19 protein-coding genes are annotated in these 15,981 nt (G+C 55.0%); 10 read left to right on the top strand and 9 right to left on the bottom strand.

Translation table 11 applies throughout. The features are described 5' to 3' along the window. The coding region (locus OLZ32_RS09250) for a transposase domain-containing protein (protein ID WP_264420649.1) at positions 1-443 on the top strand (443 nt) is incomplete at its 5' end. A 73-nt stretch (positions 444-516) separates the two neighbouring features. Then, positions 517-831, top strand: a complete 315-nt coding sequence (locus OLZ32_RS09255) for a hypothetical protein (protein ID WP_264420651.1) — start codon at positions 517-519, stop codon at positions 829-831. A 317-nt stretch (positions 832-1,148) separates the two neighbouring features. Here the strand turns inward: OLZ32_RS09255 and rfbA are convergent, their stop codons facing one another. From rfbA to OLZ32_RS09280, 5 genes are read right to left on the bottom strand one after another with little or no spacing between them, the layout of a single operon-like run. Then, entirely contained in the window at positions 1,149-2,012 is an 864-nt protein-coding gene (gene rfbA, locus OLZ32_RS09260; RefSeq protein WP_264420653.1) for a glucose-1-phosphate thymidylyltransferase RfbA, read from the bottom strand. Beyond that, positions 2,009-2,902, bottom strand: coding sequence for a dTDP-4-dehydrorhamnose reductase (gene rfbD / locus OLZ32_RS09265; RefSeq protein ID WP_264420655.1), 894 nt, complete (start codon positions 2,900-2,902; stop codon positions 2,009-2,011). Before rfbD ends, rfbA begins: the two co-directional genes overlap by 4 nt. Position 2,903: 1 nt before the next feature. Beyond that, the gene (rfbB, locus tag OLZ32_RS09270) at positions 2,904-3,959 is read right to left on the bottom strand and encodes a dTDP-glucose 4,6-dehydratase (RefSeq protein ID WP_264420657.1); all 1,056 of its coding nucleotides are present in this window, start codon (positions 3,957-3,959) and stop codon (positions 2,904-2,906) included. Positions 3,960-3,972: 13 nt separating this feature from the next. Beyond that, complete coding sequence (rfbC, locus tag OLZ32_RS09275) at positions 3,973-4,539, bottom strand: dTDP-4-dehydrorhamnose 3,5-epimerase (RefSeq protein ID WP_264420659.1); 567 nt, start codon at positions 4,537-4,539, stop codon at positions 3,973-3,975. Continuing rightward, complete coding sequence (locus tag OLZ32_RS09280) at positions 4,527-4,778, bottom strand: hypothetical protein (protein ID WP_264420661.1); 252 nt, start codon at positions 4,776-4,778, stop codon at positions 4,527-4,529. The genes rfbC and OLZ32_RS09280 overlap by 13 nt, the downstream gene beginning before the upstream one ends. Positions 4,779-5,164: 386 nt before the next feature. Between OLZ32_RS09280 and OLZ32_RS09285 the strand changes: the two genes are divergently transcribed. Then, complete coding sequence (locus OLZ32_RS09285) at positions 5,165-6,076, top strand: glycosyltransferase family 2 protein (RefSeq protein WP_264420662.1); 912 nt, start codon at positions 5,165-5,167, stop codon at positions 6,074-6,076. 203 nt (positions 6,077-6,279) lie between these two features. On the opposite strand, the gene pseI is transcribed toward OLZ32_RS09285, so the two are convergent. The 3 genes from pseI to OLZ32_RS09300 all read right to left on the bottom strand — a co-directional run bounded on the left by pseI (position 6,280) and on the right by OLZ32_RS09300 (position 8,567). Next, on the bottom strand, positions 6,280-7,332 hold the full coding sequence (gene pseI / locus OLZ32_RS09290; RefSeq protein WP_264420665.1) for a pseudaminic acid synthase: 1,053 nt from the start codon (positions 7,330-7,332) through the stop codon (positions 6,280-6,282). A gap of 285 nt (positions 7,333-7,617) precedes the next feature. After that, entirely contained in the window at positions 7,618-8,319 is a 702-nt protein-coding gene (gene pseF / locus OLZ32_RS09295) for a pseudaminic acid cytidylyltransferase (RefSeq protein WP_264420667.1), read from the bottom strand. Further along, positions 8,316-8,567 (bottom strand): SAF domain-containing protein, encoded by a 252-nt coding sequence (locus OLZ32_RS09300; RefSeq protein ID WP_264420669.1) that lies wholly within the window; start codon positions 8,565-8,567, stop codon positions 8,316-8,318. The genes pseF and OLZ32_RS09300 overlap by 4 nt, the downstream gene beginning before the upstream one ends. A 234-nt stretch (positions 8,568-8,801) precedes the next feature. On the opposite strand from OLZ32_RS09300, the gene OLZ32_RS09305 reads away from it, so the two are divergent. Beyond that, positions 8,802-9,716, top strand: coding sequence for a glycosyltransferase family 2 protein (locus OLZ32_RS09305; protein ID WP_264420671.1), 915 nt, complete (start codon positions 8,802-8,804; stop codon positions 9,714-9,716). A gap of 109 nt (positions 9,717-9,825) precedes the next feature. Here the strand turns inward: OLZ32_RS09305 and OLZ32_RS09310 are convergent, their stop codons facing one another. After that, complete coding sequence (locus OLZ32_RS09310) at positions 9,826-10,260, bottom strand: GNAT family N-acetyltransferase (protein ID WP_264420673.1); 435 nt, start codon at positions 10,258-10,260, stop codon at positions 9,826-9,828. A 696-nt stretch (positions 10,261-10,956) separates the two neighbouring features. Between OLZ32_RS09310 and OLZ32_RS09315 the strand changes: the two genes are divergently transcribed. Genes OLZ32_RS09315 through OLZ32_RS09340 form a run of 6 tightly spaced genes read left to right on the top strand, consistent with a single transcriptional unit; the run spans position 10,957 to position 15,944 of the window. After that, complete coding sequence (locus tag OLZ32_RS09315) at positions 10,957-11,994, top strand: 4-hydroxy-2-oxovalerate aldolase (protein ID WP_264420675.1); 1,038 nt, start codon at positions 10,957-10,959, stop codon at positions 11,992-11,994. Between the two features lie 7 nt (positions 11,995-12,001). Beyond that, positions 12,002-13,429, top strand: a complete 1,428-nt coding sequence (locus tag OLZ32_RS09320; RefSeq protein ID WP_264420677.1) for a class I adenylate-forming enzyme family protein — start codon at positions 12,002-12,004, stop codon at positions 13,427-13,429. Between the two features lies 1 nt (position 13,430). Then, positions 13,431-14,237: a hypothetical protein gene (locus tag OLZ32_RS09325; protein ID WP_264420679.1), complete on the top strand. Its 807-nt coding sequence runs from the start codon at positions 13,431-13,433 to the stop codon at positions 14,235-14,237. Then, positions 14,234-14,890, top strand: a complete 657-nt coding sequence (locus OLZ32_RS09330) for a cyclase family protein (RefSeq protein ID WP_264420681.1) — start codon at positions 14,234-14,236, stop codon at positions 14,888-14,890. The genes OLZ32_RS09325 and OLZ32_RS09330 overlap by 4 nt, the downstream gene beginning before the upstream one ends. Positions 14,891-14,904: 14 nt before the next feature. Next, entirely contained in the window at positions 14,905-15,162 is a 258-nt protein-coding gene (locus OLZ32_RS09335; RefSeq protein ID WP_264420683.1) for an acyl carrier protein, read from the top strand. Then, positions 15,159-15,944: an AAC(3) family N-acetyltransferase gene (locus tag OLZ32_RS09340; RefSeq protein WP_264420685.1), complete on the top strand. Its 786-nt coding sequence runs from the start codon at positions 15,159-15,161 to the stop codon at positions 15,942-15,944. The genes OLZ32_RS09335 and OLZ32_RS09340 overlap by 4 nt, the downstream gene beginning before the upstream one ends. Positions 15,945-15,981 lie beyond the last annotated feature (37 nt).

A 15,981-nucleotide genomic window follows, 5' to 3' on the forward strand; every position in this document is an offset into this window, starting at 1 on the left:
TCCGGCGCCTTGCTGCCCGCATCAGAATGGACGATGTATGGCGCCATCGGGCTTGTTTCGGGCGGCGAGATCTCGGCGAGCGATTTGCCCATCATATTGCAGGAGCACGGCGCGTTAATGCCCGGAAGCGAGACGGCTTCGGGGCAAAGCGACAGGCCGCACGCTGGGAAGGCTTGCCCCGTTTCATCGACGACGACCGGATCGAGATCGACTCCAATATCATCGAGCGGCCAAAGTCGTGGCTCTTCGCCGGTTCGGATCGTGGCGCCGATCGTGCTGCCTTCATGGGCACGCTGATCATGACCGCCAGGCTCAACGACATCGATCCGCAGGCCTGGCTTGCCGACGTCCTCGTCAACATTGCGGACACGCCGATCAGCAGGCTGGAGCAATTGCTGCCGTGGGGCTGGACACCGACGCAAACAGCAGCCGTTGCGGCATAGGATCAACGATGGATCGCAAAGCCAACCGAGCTATCATTCGGAAAATATTGCTCACCGAGTGGGACCCATCGGGGTGTCGGACATTCTTGAAGCGCAGGACGAATATGATGCCTATGCCGATACCGTCTCTGGCATGCTGGCCAACCAAACTGCCTCAGTTGATGCCATCGCGCAGTATCTCTTTAAGATCGCGACTGAGCATATGGGCTCTCATACCCAGGACTTGCTCAGCGTTGTGACAAGGCTGCAAGAGCTGCCGCGGCTTCCAGCCAGACCTCTGAGCCTGCACACCATCAGGGCCAGATGCGGTACTGACCGGATGCTTACCGGCATAAGCGAAGTATCAGCCTTATTCCCTCAGCGCGTCAAACCTGATTTGAGGCACTGAGCGTCTCGGCCTGCGGGCGTGGGCCGGATCATTCCGTTACAGCGGCTGCAACTCGTCGAGTCTGCGCGCAAAACATAGGAAGGTCCTGCCTGCGTAGACCCATTATGCGGCGACCAAGCGTCGACCGCGCAGACAACCCTGCGCCCGGCGCTGGACAGCTTTGAAGAAAACATCACCGCAAACAAGCGAATATGGCGCACTGCGCGTTCTCAAAAAACGGAGCCAATGACAAAATAACCTTGACTACGGCAATGCGATTAGACAACTGCTGCGCACTTTCCGCGCGAGATGCTTTTAATTCGCTGGATCGCAGCTATCTAATCCACCAGACCACGCAAGTATTGGCCGTAATCGCCTTTGCCTGCTTTGGCGGCAATCTGGGCGAAGTGCTCCTTCGTGATGAAGTCTTTGGCCAGCGCAATTTCCTCCGGGCAAGCGATTTTGAAGCCCTGGCGTTTTTCAAGCGTGCGGACAAACTCGCCGGCCTCGAGCAGGCTTTCGGGCGTGCCAGTGTCAAGCCAGGCGTATCCCCGGCCCATCATCGAGACCCGCAGCTTCCCCCGCTCCAGATATGTCTTGTTGACATCGGTAATCTCGTATTCGCCGCGCGCCGAAGGCTTCAGATTGGCTGCGATATCAACGACGTCGGCATCGTAAAAATAAAGGCCGGTGACAGCCCAGTGCGATTTCGGCTTCGCCGGCTTTTCTTCGATTGAAATTGCAGTCATATCGCTGCCGAATTCAACGACACCGTAACGTTCGGGATCGTGCACGTGATAGGCAAATACCGTCGCGCCATCATCCTTCGATACACCCTCTTCAAGCAGCTCGGGCAGCCCGTGGCCGAAGTAGATATTGTCTCCAAGGATGAGACAGGATGGTCCGCCCGCCACGAAGTCTGCGCCGATGATATAGGCTTGGGCCAGGCCATCGGGGCTCGGCTGGACAGCATAGCTCAGAGACATGCCCCAATCGCTGCCATCGCCCAGCAAACGTTGAAAGAGCGGCATATCGTGCGGCGTGGAGATGATCAGAACTTCCCGTATGCCAGCCAGCATCAAGGTAGTCAGCGGGTAGTAGATCATCGGCTTGTCATAGATCGGAAGCAACTGCTTCGAGACCGAATGAGTCATCGGGTGCAGGCGACTGCCGCTGCCCCCTGCAAGCACAATACCTTTCATACGGCCTCCTTCGGCTCTTCCAAGAGCGTTGTCACAGCAGCTCGCGTTGATACCTCCCACTCCGGCATGCTGACCCCATAAAGGCGCTTCAGCTTATCGCAGCACAATCGGGAATTGGCGGGCCGTTTCGCGGCTGTGGGGTAGTCGGCGGTCGCAATGTCCCTGACGGTGACACGCCTGCCGGCCTTTTCCTCGAGAACTGAGAGTATAAAACGTGCAAACCCGGCCCAGCTCGTTTCGCCGCTGCCGGCCAAATGAAAAACGCCCCGCAAGTCCGGGCTGGAATCCTTTGCTAGCCTGTCAGCTATTTTGACGATAGCCTCAGCGATGTCGTTGGCGGAGGTCGGGCAACCCAGTTGATCGCTGACAACGCTCAACTCTTCCCGCGTCTCCGCAAGCCTGAGCATGGTTTTCACAAAGTTGTGGCCAAACGTTGAATAGACCCAGGCTGTCCGCAGGATGACATGGTTTTCATTGGCTGCGGCGACCGCATATTCGCCCTCGAGCTTCGATCTGCCATAGACGGATACCGGTCCGACCGGGTCGCTCTCAACATAGCGTTCGGGCTTGTCTCCGTCGAACACATAATCGGTCGAGAGATGGATGACGGGAAGGGACAGCTCGGTAGCTGCGACAGCGATGGCTCTTGCGCCGTCTCGATTGATGGCGAAAGCCGCCGCCTGATCGCTTTCGGCTTTGTCAACGGCAGTGTAAGCTGCCGACGAGACGACGACGTCGGGTTTGAGCTTCGCAATGGTTTCACGCACCATCGAAGGCTCGAGCAAATCCAGCTCGGGCCTGCCGATGGCGATGACCTCGATATCCCCAGCGTTCAGCGCTTGCAACGCAGACGTGACCTGGCCGCTCTTGCCTGTTACCGCGATGCGCATCTCACACCTTTTTCAACACGCCAAGGCGTTCACCGGAATACACACGCTCACGCAGCGGCTGCCACCACCAAGCATTTTCCAGATACCACTCAACGGTCTTGCGAATACCGCTGTCGAAATTCTCCAGTGCTTTCCAGCCGAGTTCGGTCTCGAGCTTGGTCGCATCGATAGCATAACGTGCATCGTGGCCCGGCCGATCGGCAACATAGCTTATAAGATCGCTATGCGGCGCGGTTCCTGGTCGGACGTCGTCCATGATCGCGCAGACACGCTCGACAACCTCGATGTTTCGCCGCTCGTTGCGCCCGCCGACATTGTATTTTTCGCCGGGACGGCCTCGTTGCACGATCAGCCAAAGCGCTCGTGCGTGGTCGTCGACATAGAGCCAATCTCGAATATTCGAGCCACTCCCATAGACGGGCAATGGCTTCCGTTCCAGCGCATTTAATATGATGAGAGGAATAAGCTTTTCCGGGAAATGAAAAGGACCGTAATTGTTCGAACAGTTGGAAATGATCACGGGCAGGCCGTAAGTCCTCTCCCACGCCGTTGCGAGGTGATCGCTGGCCGCCTTGGACGCGGAGTAGGGAGAGGACGGGTCGTAAGGCGTCGTCTCGGCAAACAGCCCGTCTTCGCCGAGGGAACCATAGACTTCGTCTGTAGACACGTGCAGCATCTTGAATGCCGCCTTTTCGTCCGCCTGAAGACCTTGCCAATATTGCCGCGCGGCCTCTAGCATGCTGAAGGTGCCGTTTATATTTGTTTCAATAAAGTCCGCCGCGCCGGTGATCGAGCGGTCGACGTGACTTTCCGCCGCCAGATGCATGACGTAATCGGGACGAAACTCCTCGAAAGCGCTGCTGACCGCACTTCTGTCGCAAATGTCGGCCTTGAGAAACCTGTAGTTCGGAGCATTCTCGATCGCTTTCAGCGAGGCGAGATTGCCGGCATAGGTCAGCTTGTCGATATTGAGGACGTCGGCGCCGATCTCGCTCATGAGATAGCGCACCAATGCCGAACCGATGAAGCCAGCGCCACCCGTCACAAGAACACGCATGAGGCCCTCCGTTTCACGAATATTGAAAATATGTGGGGAGTTCGGAAAGCAGCGGCTGCTTACTGTCCTTATCAGAAAGAACGTAGGCATCCATCCGCGGCCACTCGATCCCGATCTCGGCGTCGTTCCACCGCACGCCACGGTCATGCTCTGCGCTGTAAGGAGCTGTGACTTTGTAGCTTATGATCGTATCAGGCTGCAAAGTTACGAACCCATGCGCAAATCCGGCTGGCACCCAAAGTTGTGAGCCATTCTCAGGGGACAGTTCTGCGGAGACCCACTTCCCATATGTCGGAGAGCCATGTCTGATATCGACGGCCACATCCAGGAGCGCGCCACGGAGACAGCGCACAAGTTTGCCTTGCGCAAAGGGAGACAGCTGAAAATGTAATCCCCGGACGGTTCCCGGTTGCGCTGAAAGGGACTCATTATCCTGCACGAACGAGACGTCGGCCACCTCAGTGCGAAACCAGGAATCTTTGAAGACTTCGCTAAAATAGCCCCTCGAGTCACCGAATCTGGCGGGAGTGATCTTTTTGACGTCCCCGATCTCCAGTTGTTCTAGATTCAACGCATACATCCTTGCATTAGGCTCGATCGCTGGATTGTGACAGCGCCAAACTCGGGCAATATAGCCAATTGTGCTGCTGAGCACATACCTTGGCGAGGCTTGGACGGCAAGATGAGAATCCAGTTCTGCCGCCGGATGCGTGAAACGCCGGAGCAAACGATTGAAGCTGCGGCAATGTATTGGCTTCTGGCTTTAAATTGTGGTTCCATGCCGGTTAAAAAGCCTTCATGCGCAGTTATGTCGAGCATCTGGTGTCTCATGACGGGCTGACATCAATCGGGACGCGTGGGAGGCCCCGGTGCCGGGCGCCTCCATCCGAGATCGCAAGGTGCTTTGAAGTGGCATAACGGCTGCAGCCAGGGAGAATTCACGCCCGACATCCTTTGAATTTCAGTTGGCGCTTGGCAGAGATGACGATCATGCTTTATGGCGCACGCCGGCACAGGCATTTGCCGGATGGGGTTTCGATCCATGTGTGATGAAACAACCGATCGACAAATCGCCCGGTGCCCGCTGTATGAACTGGATGGGAGGGGTGGCAAAAGGCTATAGGTCCTTCTGGTGTCACATCGCGGGCCGTGCCAATTGCTAGCGAGCGCGCGCCGCCGCCTGTTGAAAATTCGGAGATGTTCGGTTGATAGAGATTCTTTGCGCGACCTATAATGGTGTGCGCCATCTTCGGGAGCAGATTGCATCCATTGAGGCGCAGACGCTCACCGACTGGCATGTCACGTTCTTCGACGACGGCTCAACGGATGGTACCGTCGAAATGCTCGAAGCTCTGGCCGAAAATGATGCTCGTTTCAGCTTGATACGAAATCCCGTCAATCTCGGCTTTTGCGGTAACTTCCTCAACAACCTTTCGAAGCTCAAAAACGCTGACGCTTATGCGTTTTGCGACCAGGATGACATTTGGTATCAGGACAAACTCGAACGTGCGTTTGACTGGCTCTCGCGGATCGACCCTGGCGCACCGGCAGTTTATTTCGCTCGGACTGAAATTGTCGATGAACAGCTCAATCATGCAGGAATGTCGCCCGATTTCAAACTCGAACCGAGTTTTCGCAACGCCTTGGTCCAGAGCATCGGTGGAGGCAACACCATGATGTTCAACCAGGCGGCGCGGGATCTTGTGGTCAGCACATTGCCGAAAACACGTCTCATTTCCCATGACTGGTGGTTCTATATTGTTGTCGCGGGCAGCGGCGGGATTGTCCGATATGACTCCGAGCCCGTGTTGAAATACCGTCAGCACGCCGCCAACCTGGTCGGCGCCAACAACAGCATCTCAATGCAAGTCGCCAGGTTGTGGATGGCCTTCCGGGGGCAATGGCGTGCGTGGAACACTGCTCACGAAGAGGCGGTCAAGACCTTCGAGGATCGCCTTACTCCCGAAAATCGCGCAGTTTTCCATGCTTTTCAGCGGGCTCGTAACGGTAGTTGGCCCTTTGAGAGATTGTCGGTGCTTAAGCGAACCGGGATAAGGCGCCAAAGCACGCTTCAAACAAAATTTCTTCCCATTCTCGCTCTCCTGAATAGGTTGTAGACGTCCGCTTCTTATCTTCGGTTTCGAAGGAAGCAGGCCTCCCGGGAAAAGGGCTAGCCTTGGTCTCGAAGGGAGACTTCCCGTGAGGATCTAAGTTTCTCCAAAATGTTCGCTCAGCACTGCAGGAAGCTCGTCAAGATCGGGAATCGTCTTATGGCCGTCGTATCACTTCTCCGCTCTTACGGCCGACCTTGAACAAATCGCTAATCCAAATCCTTCCACGTCAGCGGCTGACCTCGGCTAAGGTCGTGTGCAGCCTTTCTACCGATGACGTCTGGAAGATGCTTCGGCGGCATACCGTATCCCGGGCGGATCGAACGAACGTGAGCGTGGGTGATTGCTTCACCGGCCTTAACGTCTTGCACTACGAATAATGACCGGCGGAATATCTGACTTCCGCGTTCACTTTTGGAGAGGTTGTAGCTAACTGAACCAAGGGCCTCCCACGCACTGCGGCAGTCAGAAACAAGTCTGACGAGTTCATCGGGCTCCAGCGAGAAAGAAGAATCCGGCCCACCGTCATCTCGTGACAACGTGAAGTGTTTCTCAATGACGCGGGCGCCAAGGGCAACGCTGGCGACAGCTGCGGCGGTACCGGGAGTATGATCCGACAACCCGCCGATTACCTGGAATGCTTCTTTCATGTGCGGGATAGTTCGCAGTCTCGCATCGGTGAACGGAGCGGGATAAGCGCTTGTGCAGTGCAATAGAATAATTTCGGAAGCCCCGTTGTCTCGTGCAGTCTGCACGGCTGCCTGGATTTCTGCGAGATCGGCCATGCCCGTCGAAATGATCATGGGTTTTCCACGTCTCGCGACCGCAGCCACCAATGGCAGGTCGATGACTTCGAATGAGGCAATCTTGTAGGCCGGAGCGTCAAGGCCTTCGAGAAGCTCGATCGCGGTTTCATCGAAAGGCGTCGATAGCGGGATGATGCCTTTACTTCTAGCATGTGAAAACAGTTCGGCGTGCCATTCATATGGAGTGAACGCCTCTCCGTAGAGATCGTATAACGTGCGCCCATCCCAGAGGCCGCCGCTTATTCGGAAATATTCATTGTCAACGTCAATGGTAAGTGTGTCGGGAGTATAAGTCTGGAATTTCACTGCATCTGCGCCACATTCGGCCGCCACATCGATCGACTTCAACGCGCGGCCGATATCTCCCAGATGGTTGGCAGAAAGCTCGGCAATGATAAACGGCGGCTGATCATCCCCGATGCGGCGACCAGCAATAGAGATCTCATGTTGCGTCATCTGCGATCCTTAGAGTTTTGCTCTCATAATTACCCATGCATATTCGTCAACGCAACTCGGTGTTCAGGACGATGACAGCGACCCCAGCTTCGGCAAAGCGGGCTCTGTGCCGGGACCGCGGAAGCACACGATGGGTGGTGACGCGAATTGTTCTGTTACCAGGTACGAAGTCAGCGGCTTTGCCCGATCGCATAGAGCAGCAGGCAAAGCCCATAATTTTACGGTTATAATTGCAAGGCTCGTGGATGCCGCGACGATTGGAGAACAGGGAGGAGGCGGGCGCAGTTATCCGAAGAGCCTCTCGTGTTTATATTCGGCAATCGCCCAATCTTCCTCGGTGTCGATATCCTGCATGCGGTCCGCCGGTACCACGATCGACCCGGTGTTGCTGCCCATAAGCTCGTGAGTGCGCAGGAAGGCCGCAGTTCGGAACCAGTACCACTGACCTACGTCATGGTAAGCCGTCGGCAAATCCTGGCTACGGACATTGAGGTTTTCTGGGAAATTCAAAAGCACCCTTCCTGCCGCGTCCCGCGCCAGCGATCGCCAGATCGGGTAGGAAAAGGCTGCGATCGGCATCACGACGTCGAAATTGCTGTCCTCGAGGCGTGCCCGTCCGTTGGCCAGGTCTCCGCCCTGCACAAACGGCGCAGTCGGATAAAGGCAGCAGCCCAGTGTGTAGTTGTGCCCAATTTTGCCGAGTTGCCCGAGTACCTCTTCCAGGACGTCGGCGGTCGTTGCGTAGTCGTTGGACGTACGAGCCGACCGCAGGAAGGGCACTTCAGCTCCCGCCGCGCGGGCGACGTCCGCGATCTCGTCGTCGTCGGTCGAAACAAGGATCGAGTCGAAAGCGCCGGACATCAAAGCAGCCTCAACCGACCAGAGAAGCATCGAGCGACCGCGGAAAGGACGAATATTCTTCCGAGGAATGCGCTTGCTGCCACCGCGGGCCGGAATGATACAAACGGCGTTCGAGCCCTCGTTCAAGCCTCGAACCCACCCTCAATCATTGAGGCGTCAAGGGACTTCACGAAAGCGATGTCGCGCGCGGCACGCCGGCCGAGCAAGGCATCGAAACGCTTCGCTTTCATGCCGAAGCCGGGGCGGATCGATCGCAGATTGACGTTGGTAAACATTTCGCCCTTCCTGACAGGCTTACGCTGCAACAACTGGGCCGCTCCATCAATCTCAGCACTGGCGGCAGGTGCACTGTGACAAACGGATGTGATAGCCATACCGTCTCTTATTAGCGTCAACATATTCGCCTATGCAACCGCTATTCCTATGCCGATGCGGCGGATTGCCGTTCAGTTTTGTGAGCCGTGAAAGATTCTGCGCACCGCAAAATTCCGATACTCTTTTGGTCCTGCCGATAATATGAAGCATGGCTGGCGGCATGCTTTTGCATTCCGCAATGCAATGGCCTGCGCAGTGACCGCAAGATTGAAAAACCAGTCGAGGATATGCCCTTGTTGATAGCTGAATCGGCTTTGACGGATAAGCCTCGGACGGTCGCAGTTATCGTCACATATCAGCCTGATCCCGAAGCGCTGTATCCGCTTATAGAGAGCGTCCGCACCCAAGTTGATGATATATGTCTGGTCGATAATGGCGACGGGACGAAGCTTCCTTCGTTCGTGTACGACTTCAATATCGAGGTCATCTGTCTGGGCGAGAATTGCGGTATCGCCTACGCGCAAAATGTTGCGATCCGCCGAGCCGAGGTGCGGGGTTCTGAATATATCCTGCTGTTGGATCAAGATAGCGTGCCTGCCGCCGGAATGGTTCGGCAACTCATAACCGCTCTCGAGGGCTTGAAGGAAAGGGGGATTGCGGTTGCGGCAGTGGGACCGAGCTATCTCGACCGCCGCCAAGGCGAAACGGCGCCTTTTGTATATCGACAAGGGCTGAAGCTTAAGAGGCGTCCCAGGTCGGAGCAAGAGGAAACAAGCAGTGCCGATTTTCTGATTGCCTCAGGTTCTCTTATTCCCGTCGCCGTCTTCAAGAGTGTTGGTCATATGGAGGAAGGGCTATTCATTGATTATGTCGATATCGAGTGGGGCCTGCGTGCCAAGGAAAAGGGTTTTGGCTTATTTGGCGTGAATGATGCCTTCATGGAACATTCGATGGGGGACGAATGGATTGATTTCAACGGCCGCAGCGTCCCGGTTCATAGCCCTTTGAGGCACTATTATGCGGTTCGCAATGCTGTCTGGCTCTTCCGGCGGCGATGGATCGGCTGGGCATGGCGCTTTATATTGGCTTTGCGCATTTTCCGTCAGTTCGTCTTTTTCAGTGTATTTGGGGTTAAGAGGTGGCACCATTCGAAGATGATGCTTCTCGGAATCTATCATGGCCTGATCGGCCGAACGGGTCGATTGTAATCCGCTCCTTCGTAAGGTCGTCCCCGATGATGGAAACCGGCTTCGCTGACATGGACTTCACGCCCGAGCAGATCGACGTTTTTTCCTCGCTGCCTCGAAACTTTGACGATTATCGGGAGAAGTACAGTACGTCGCCGTCTCTCTTGAAAAGGACCATCCCGGCAGCAACAGCAACTTTCGCAGAGGCTATGTTGTCGGCCTTTACTTTAGCGCGGACTGTGTGTGTAGGGGCTGTTTCTTCAGCGGCCATCTGAACCATGCGTTTCGCCAATCCTCGCCCGCGAGCATCAGGGGCAACCGTCCAAGATAGCTCTGCGGTTCCATTCGGCTCGCGGTCTACCCTGACGGTTCCGACCGGGATTCCATCTTCCTCCGCAACAAGGAGGCTCCTAGCGGTATTGCTGAGCGTAGCCGTGAGCCACGCCACATGAGAATCATACTCGATCTCTCCGGTGGAGATGCTAGCCGCTCGTGTGGCAGGGTCGTTTCGCCAATCGAAAAGCGCCTTCGCGTCGGAGATTGTTGCCTTACGAAGTATCAACACAGTGGTCCGTCCCTTCGGTTTGGCCGCCAATGCAAGCGGGACTCGCCATTAACATTCCACTAGACCCTAGGATAGACCGCCCCATTGTAGAAGGGGTGTGATTCCCTCAGTCTTTCAAAGATAGCATCATAATCGCCAGGCTTTACTCCGTCGAAGGTCGAACGCAACGCCGCAAGTGATTTTGCCTCGGAGGCTTCCAGGGCAGCGCTCATCTCGCTCTTTGCTGGTAAGACCTCGACCTGAATTGGTGGGCCGCAAACGAATGAAAAAATCTCCAACGCGCGCGGGCAATGAAATGCGCTTGTAGCGACAAGAACGCTTTGCCAATTCAGCGGGCGAGCGTGCTTTGGGGTTAAATAGGTACCCGGCGCCAGCCGTTCATGTCATGCATTGTTTAACGAATTAACGAATTGATCGGCCCGGATGGCGTTGCCGAGCACCAGCTACGCAGCTTGGCGTGCCGTAAGCACACATCCCTTGCTGAGTGTTAGAGGGCTATTCAAATGCCGATTGTGCGGATGAAAGGCTCTTCGGCGGGGCTTCGCCGAGCGCGCCCATAACCGCAAGAATTCGGCTCGGAAGACCCAAAGAAGGGGAGACTCAATGTTAAATGCTTGATCCCGTCAATGTGAAGGACGTATGTAGTGACTCCAAAGCTGTCCAAGCCGCTGGCATCGGTTGTCTGAGAAGGCCTCAATGAAATTACTGGATACAACCCTGCGTGATGGATCGTATGTGATCAATTTCGGTTTTGATCGCAAGCAAACGGCGGACATATGTCTGGAACTTGATGAAGCAGGTGTTGACTTTATCGAAGTTGGACATGGTGTTGGTCTCAATGCCTCCAATAAGGGGCAAGGTGAAGCCAAGGAGACCGATGAGACGTACATGGCGGCTGCATCCGGAGCGGTAAGTGACGCTAAATGGGGGATGTTTGCGATCCCTGGCATATGCGATCTTGAACACCTTGATGCCTGTATTGATTTTAAAATGGGATTCTTGCGTTTTGGCGTCTCAATAGATGCCTATAAAAAGGCGGTCCCCTTTATCGAAAAAGCCAAGGCAGCCGGTATTGTCGCCTGCGTCAACTTTATGAAATCATATTCAAGGCCGCCGATTGTCTTCGAAGAGGCTGCGCGCTATGTCGTTGCTGCGGGAGCAGACTATGTCTATATTGTTGATTCCGCAGGCAGTATGGTTCCAAAAACTGTCCGGCAGTACTGTGAGCGGATTAAGGATTTGCCATTCGGCTTCCATGGCCATAACAATTTAGGCTTGGCGGTGGCAAATGCGCTGGAAGCCGAAGCCTGCGGCGCCGAATTGGTAGACGCGTCGCTACAGGGGATGGGCCGCTGCACCGGAAACACGATGACAGAGCATTTCGTGGCCCTAATGCATCGTGAAGGCAAATTGGTAAATCTCAATCTCATGCGTCTGCTTGATGCGGCTGAAGAGTATGTGCGGCCGCTTTTAACACAAGTGGGTCATGACAGCGTCGATCTGGTGTGCGGTTATTCCGGATTTCATTCAAGCTATATGCACGTGGTTAGACGGTATGCTCTCAAATATGACGTAGATCCGCGTCTCCTGATCATCGCGGTCTGCCAGGAGAACCAGTCGGAGGCGCCTGATGCCTTGGTGGAGCAAAAAGCCATCGAATTGAAGGGCCATAGCGCGACAAGACATCATTTTACCCTCAGCCAATATTACGGGCACGAGCAGGAAAATCTCTGAGTCGGCAATGTCGAAACTGATAAACCGCTATTTCGAGCGCTTTCGCGAGCTAGAATACGCAATTCTTATCGATATTTCTGGCGATCGGCGACGTGAAGTCGCGGGGACGGAAATCGTTCCGATATTGGATCGGCTGGCATCGCTGTTGGGGCAAATGGGTATCCACCCCGGAGACCGTGTAGTCGCCATAGTGGATAATACTCTTGAAGCTGCCTTACTGCTGCTGGCTGCAATGCGTCACGGCATTACGCTGTGCTTGCAGCCGGCCGATGCAAGCGCTGCCGACATCGAGAATGCTGCTCGTTTGGCCGAGGCGAAATTCACAGTGAATGCCACGGGGAAGACCGTATGCAGCACCGAGGCCTGGTGCCTGGATGATCTGCCGGCGGTCGAGAAAGTGCCAGTGGATGTTAAACCAGGAACCCCTTTCACAGTCACATTCACCAGCGGATCGACTGGCGCACCCAAGGGAATCGTCCATGCCGCGGAGAGTTTCCTCACTTGCGCGGACGCCTTCAACAAGCAGACCAGCATAACGAATAAGGATCGCTTCTTGAATGTCATGCCTGTGTATTACATGGCGGGGATATTCAATGGCATTCTTGCGCCGCTTCAAGTTGGCGCGGCGGTCGTAATAGATTCCGCATTTTCTACGGGGACTGCCCTTAAATTTTGGCGAACCGTGGCGGAAAACGAAGTATCGGCTTTGTGGCTCTCTCCGACCATGTTGTCGCTGGCGACAAAGTTGGATCGTGGAGACAAGCAACTACCCAAAGCATTCCGGAGGCTTTTCGTCGGTACGGGTGCGATGCTCAAGTCCGACGCCGAAACATTTGAAGCAAATTACGGACTTGCTCCGCTTCAATCCTATGGGCTCTCAGAGCTTTTGTATGTTTCGGTCGACGACGCGGAATCGCCGTGCTTTGGTACTGTCGGTTGCCCTCTGGAGGGAATTGAAATTGCGACCAGCGATTCTGGAACCCTTGCCATCACAACGCCCTACGCATTCTTAGGCTACCTCGAAGATGGCAGGGTCAAACCTTCGCAACAACCGTTCGTGACAAGCGACATCGCCAGCTACGACGACAACCGCCTTTCGATCCTTGGACGCAGCGACGATGTGATATTGCGTGGCGGCGTCAATGTGAATCCTTTTGAGGCAGAAGCTTATCTATCGCCTCTCTTTGGCCAGCGATCTTTCTGCTTGATCGGACTGGCCGACGCGATACTCGGTCAGAAAGTCATTCTCGTCTTGGAGGAGGTACAGCGCCCGCAAGGGGCAGATATTCTTGTCAAAGCCCAGAGGCTGATGCGTGAAAGAGGCGGTAGGATACAAATAGACGGCATCGCCTATGTCACGACCTTTCCGATAGGGCCAACGGGAAAGATTCGGCGGAAGGACCTCCGGGAGATGCTTGCCGAGGAGACGATTTGAGATGCTTATCCTGGGCCTTAGCCACATCGCACTGAATACCCAGGATATTGAGCGTTCTACCTCGCGTCTTGCCACGCTTGGATATACGATGCGGTTTGACGAACCCGATCTCGAAAACCACCCGACGAAGTCCGCGTTCCTCGAGCGTTACCAGCGAAGGCATCATATCCGCTCACTTGGCGCTCCGGGCGGGATGACCATTGAACTTCTGGACCATGGGCACACAGGGGGAAAGCAATCAGCAGACCTCATTCCGGTTTTTCAGTCCCCCGAGCCTCTTGCGGGATGGCAAACTCTTAGCCCTGACTGCTTACCGCTGACGCAGGAGGCTTGGAAGCGACTAGAGGTTACGCTGAATGCTCCGCTTGAAGTCTTTTATGACCCGGAGCTTATGCTCATCTTCGTCTGGTTCAGCGCAGGTGGAGCATCCGGCCTTTTCGCATGTCTTATGCCGAGCCTCAATGTTGATGCGTCAAAAGAGATTCTTTCGTCGCTGCGATTTCGTCCCGACGCGGCATCCGGCCTGTGGTCGTTGTTGAGTCCAATTCCAACCCTGCAGGCCAGGCTTGTGCCCATAGAGTACTGCGATCATCCGAACTGGATATTGCGCTCACCTCTGGACGCGGCGGGCAGCCCGTGCATCGCGCTTGTCGTGCGGGGCTCCGGGCATCCTCATCATCCCATGCTATCCGCGCTGGGGGAGCGCAGCGAGTCCTTCGCGCTTATGGTGAACAATAGATCTTTGAAAATAACGCTTGTCCGGTCTCAGCATGGACCGGTTATTGAGTTGGTGGAGCCGATCACATGATTATTGACCTGACGATGACTCTGCGGGAGGGTATAATGACTTTTCCCGTACACTGGCACCCTGTTGTGGAAATTACCCAATTGGGACGTTTCGAAGTCGAAGGGCGGGAAACGCGCAAGATCACTTTGGGAACGCACACTGGCACGCATGTAGATGCGCCCCGTCACTTTGTGCCCAAGGGCACGACGATCGAAAATACCGACCTCGATATCTACTATGGCCCGGCTCGGGTGATGGACTTCACTCATCTTCCTGACAAAACCGAAATCACCCGGGAAATGCTTGTTGAGCGTATCGGAGGGGATTTCCCATCGCGTATTCTGTTTCGCTATGATTGGGAGCGGCGTCTCGATAGCCTGAGGTATTACACCGACCACCCCTATCTGAGCGAAGAGGCCTGCGAGTGGATAGTCGAAAACGGCATTCGTCTGGTGGGCTTCGACGCACCTATGCCCGATGACCCGCGCAACGGCCGCGGAAGCGACCGAGACTCTCCCAATCATACGATCCTGTTGGGAGCAGGAGTCGCCATTCTTGAATATCTCGTCAATTTGTCTCAAATTCCTACCAAAGACTTCATCTTATCGGCATTGCCGCTCAAGATTGAAGAAGGCGATGGCGCCCCCGTGCGTGCTATTGCCATTGTCGAATAGCAAGGGTTCCAACAGTGGCAGATCTGACCGAATGGGCATGTACCTTCGTTGAGCAAATCGATCCGAGCTTTTCTGGGCTCGTTAAAGAAGCAAAGCTCGGCGAAAATCTCTTTACCTCGGGGCGTCTCGATTCCATGGCGCTCATGAATTTATTACTCGAAGCGGAGGCGCAATTCGGCTTCACATTTACGCCCGAGGCGTTTCAGGATCGACGCCTTCAAACTATTCGAGGTTTGGCCGAGGTCGTTGAGAGCTTGAAAAGCGCAGCATGATTACCAAGGGCAATATTATTGAAGCCCTGCGGTCTGCGGGGCTGACCGCAGGAATGACTGTTTTCAGCCATGCCAATATAGCGTTTTTCGGCCCGGTAGCTGACGCCGTGAATATGTCCGAGCTTATCGATATTATGCTTGCCGCGTTTAAGTCCGTTCTTGGACCGGACGGGACCCTTGTTTTGCCTGTTTTTACCTATTCGTTCAGCTCCGATAAACAGGATGGCATTTTCGATCTTCAGAATAGCGTTTCAACGACCTCTGGGCTGGGCAATTGGCTAATCGCAAATGGAATGGGGTGCCGTTCCGCGGACCCGATGCTTTCTGTTGTGGCTCTCGGTGGTTTAGCTGACAGTCTAACTCGCGATATTGACCCGATTTGCTTTGGCTCCCGGAGTATCTGGGCACGGCTGTACGAGGCCGATGCCACTATATGCAATCTGAATCTCGATAGCGGCTCTACCTATCTGCATTGGGTGGAACGGGAGCTGGGCGTCGCCTATCGCTCAGATATTCCGATGATGGGAACGATTATCGACCATGGTAGGCCGCGCGCTGCGAAAATTGTCTACACTGGCCGCTCACTTGCCGATCCAAATGCCGTTCCAAAATTTGAACATTATCACAATGCATCGGTCGCCGCCGGCCTGTCAAAGTTAGTGCCGCTTGGACGCGGACAGATTGTTGCGCAATCATGTCGAAAGGCACGCGATTTTCTCGGCGAGTTGCTCGAGAGGAATCCTTATATATTGACCGCTCGGCACGAGAGGCTGGTCGATTGAAAATTATGGCGTCGATGCTGGACACGTGAGGCTGCAG

It is taken from the genome of Rhizobium acaciae (assembly GCF_025941625.1).
GTDB classification, from domain to species: domain Bacteria; phylum Pseudomonadota; class Alphaproteobacteria; order Rhizobiales; family Rhizobiaceae; genus Rhizobium; species Rhizobium acaciae.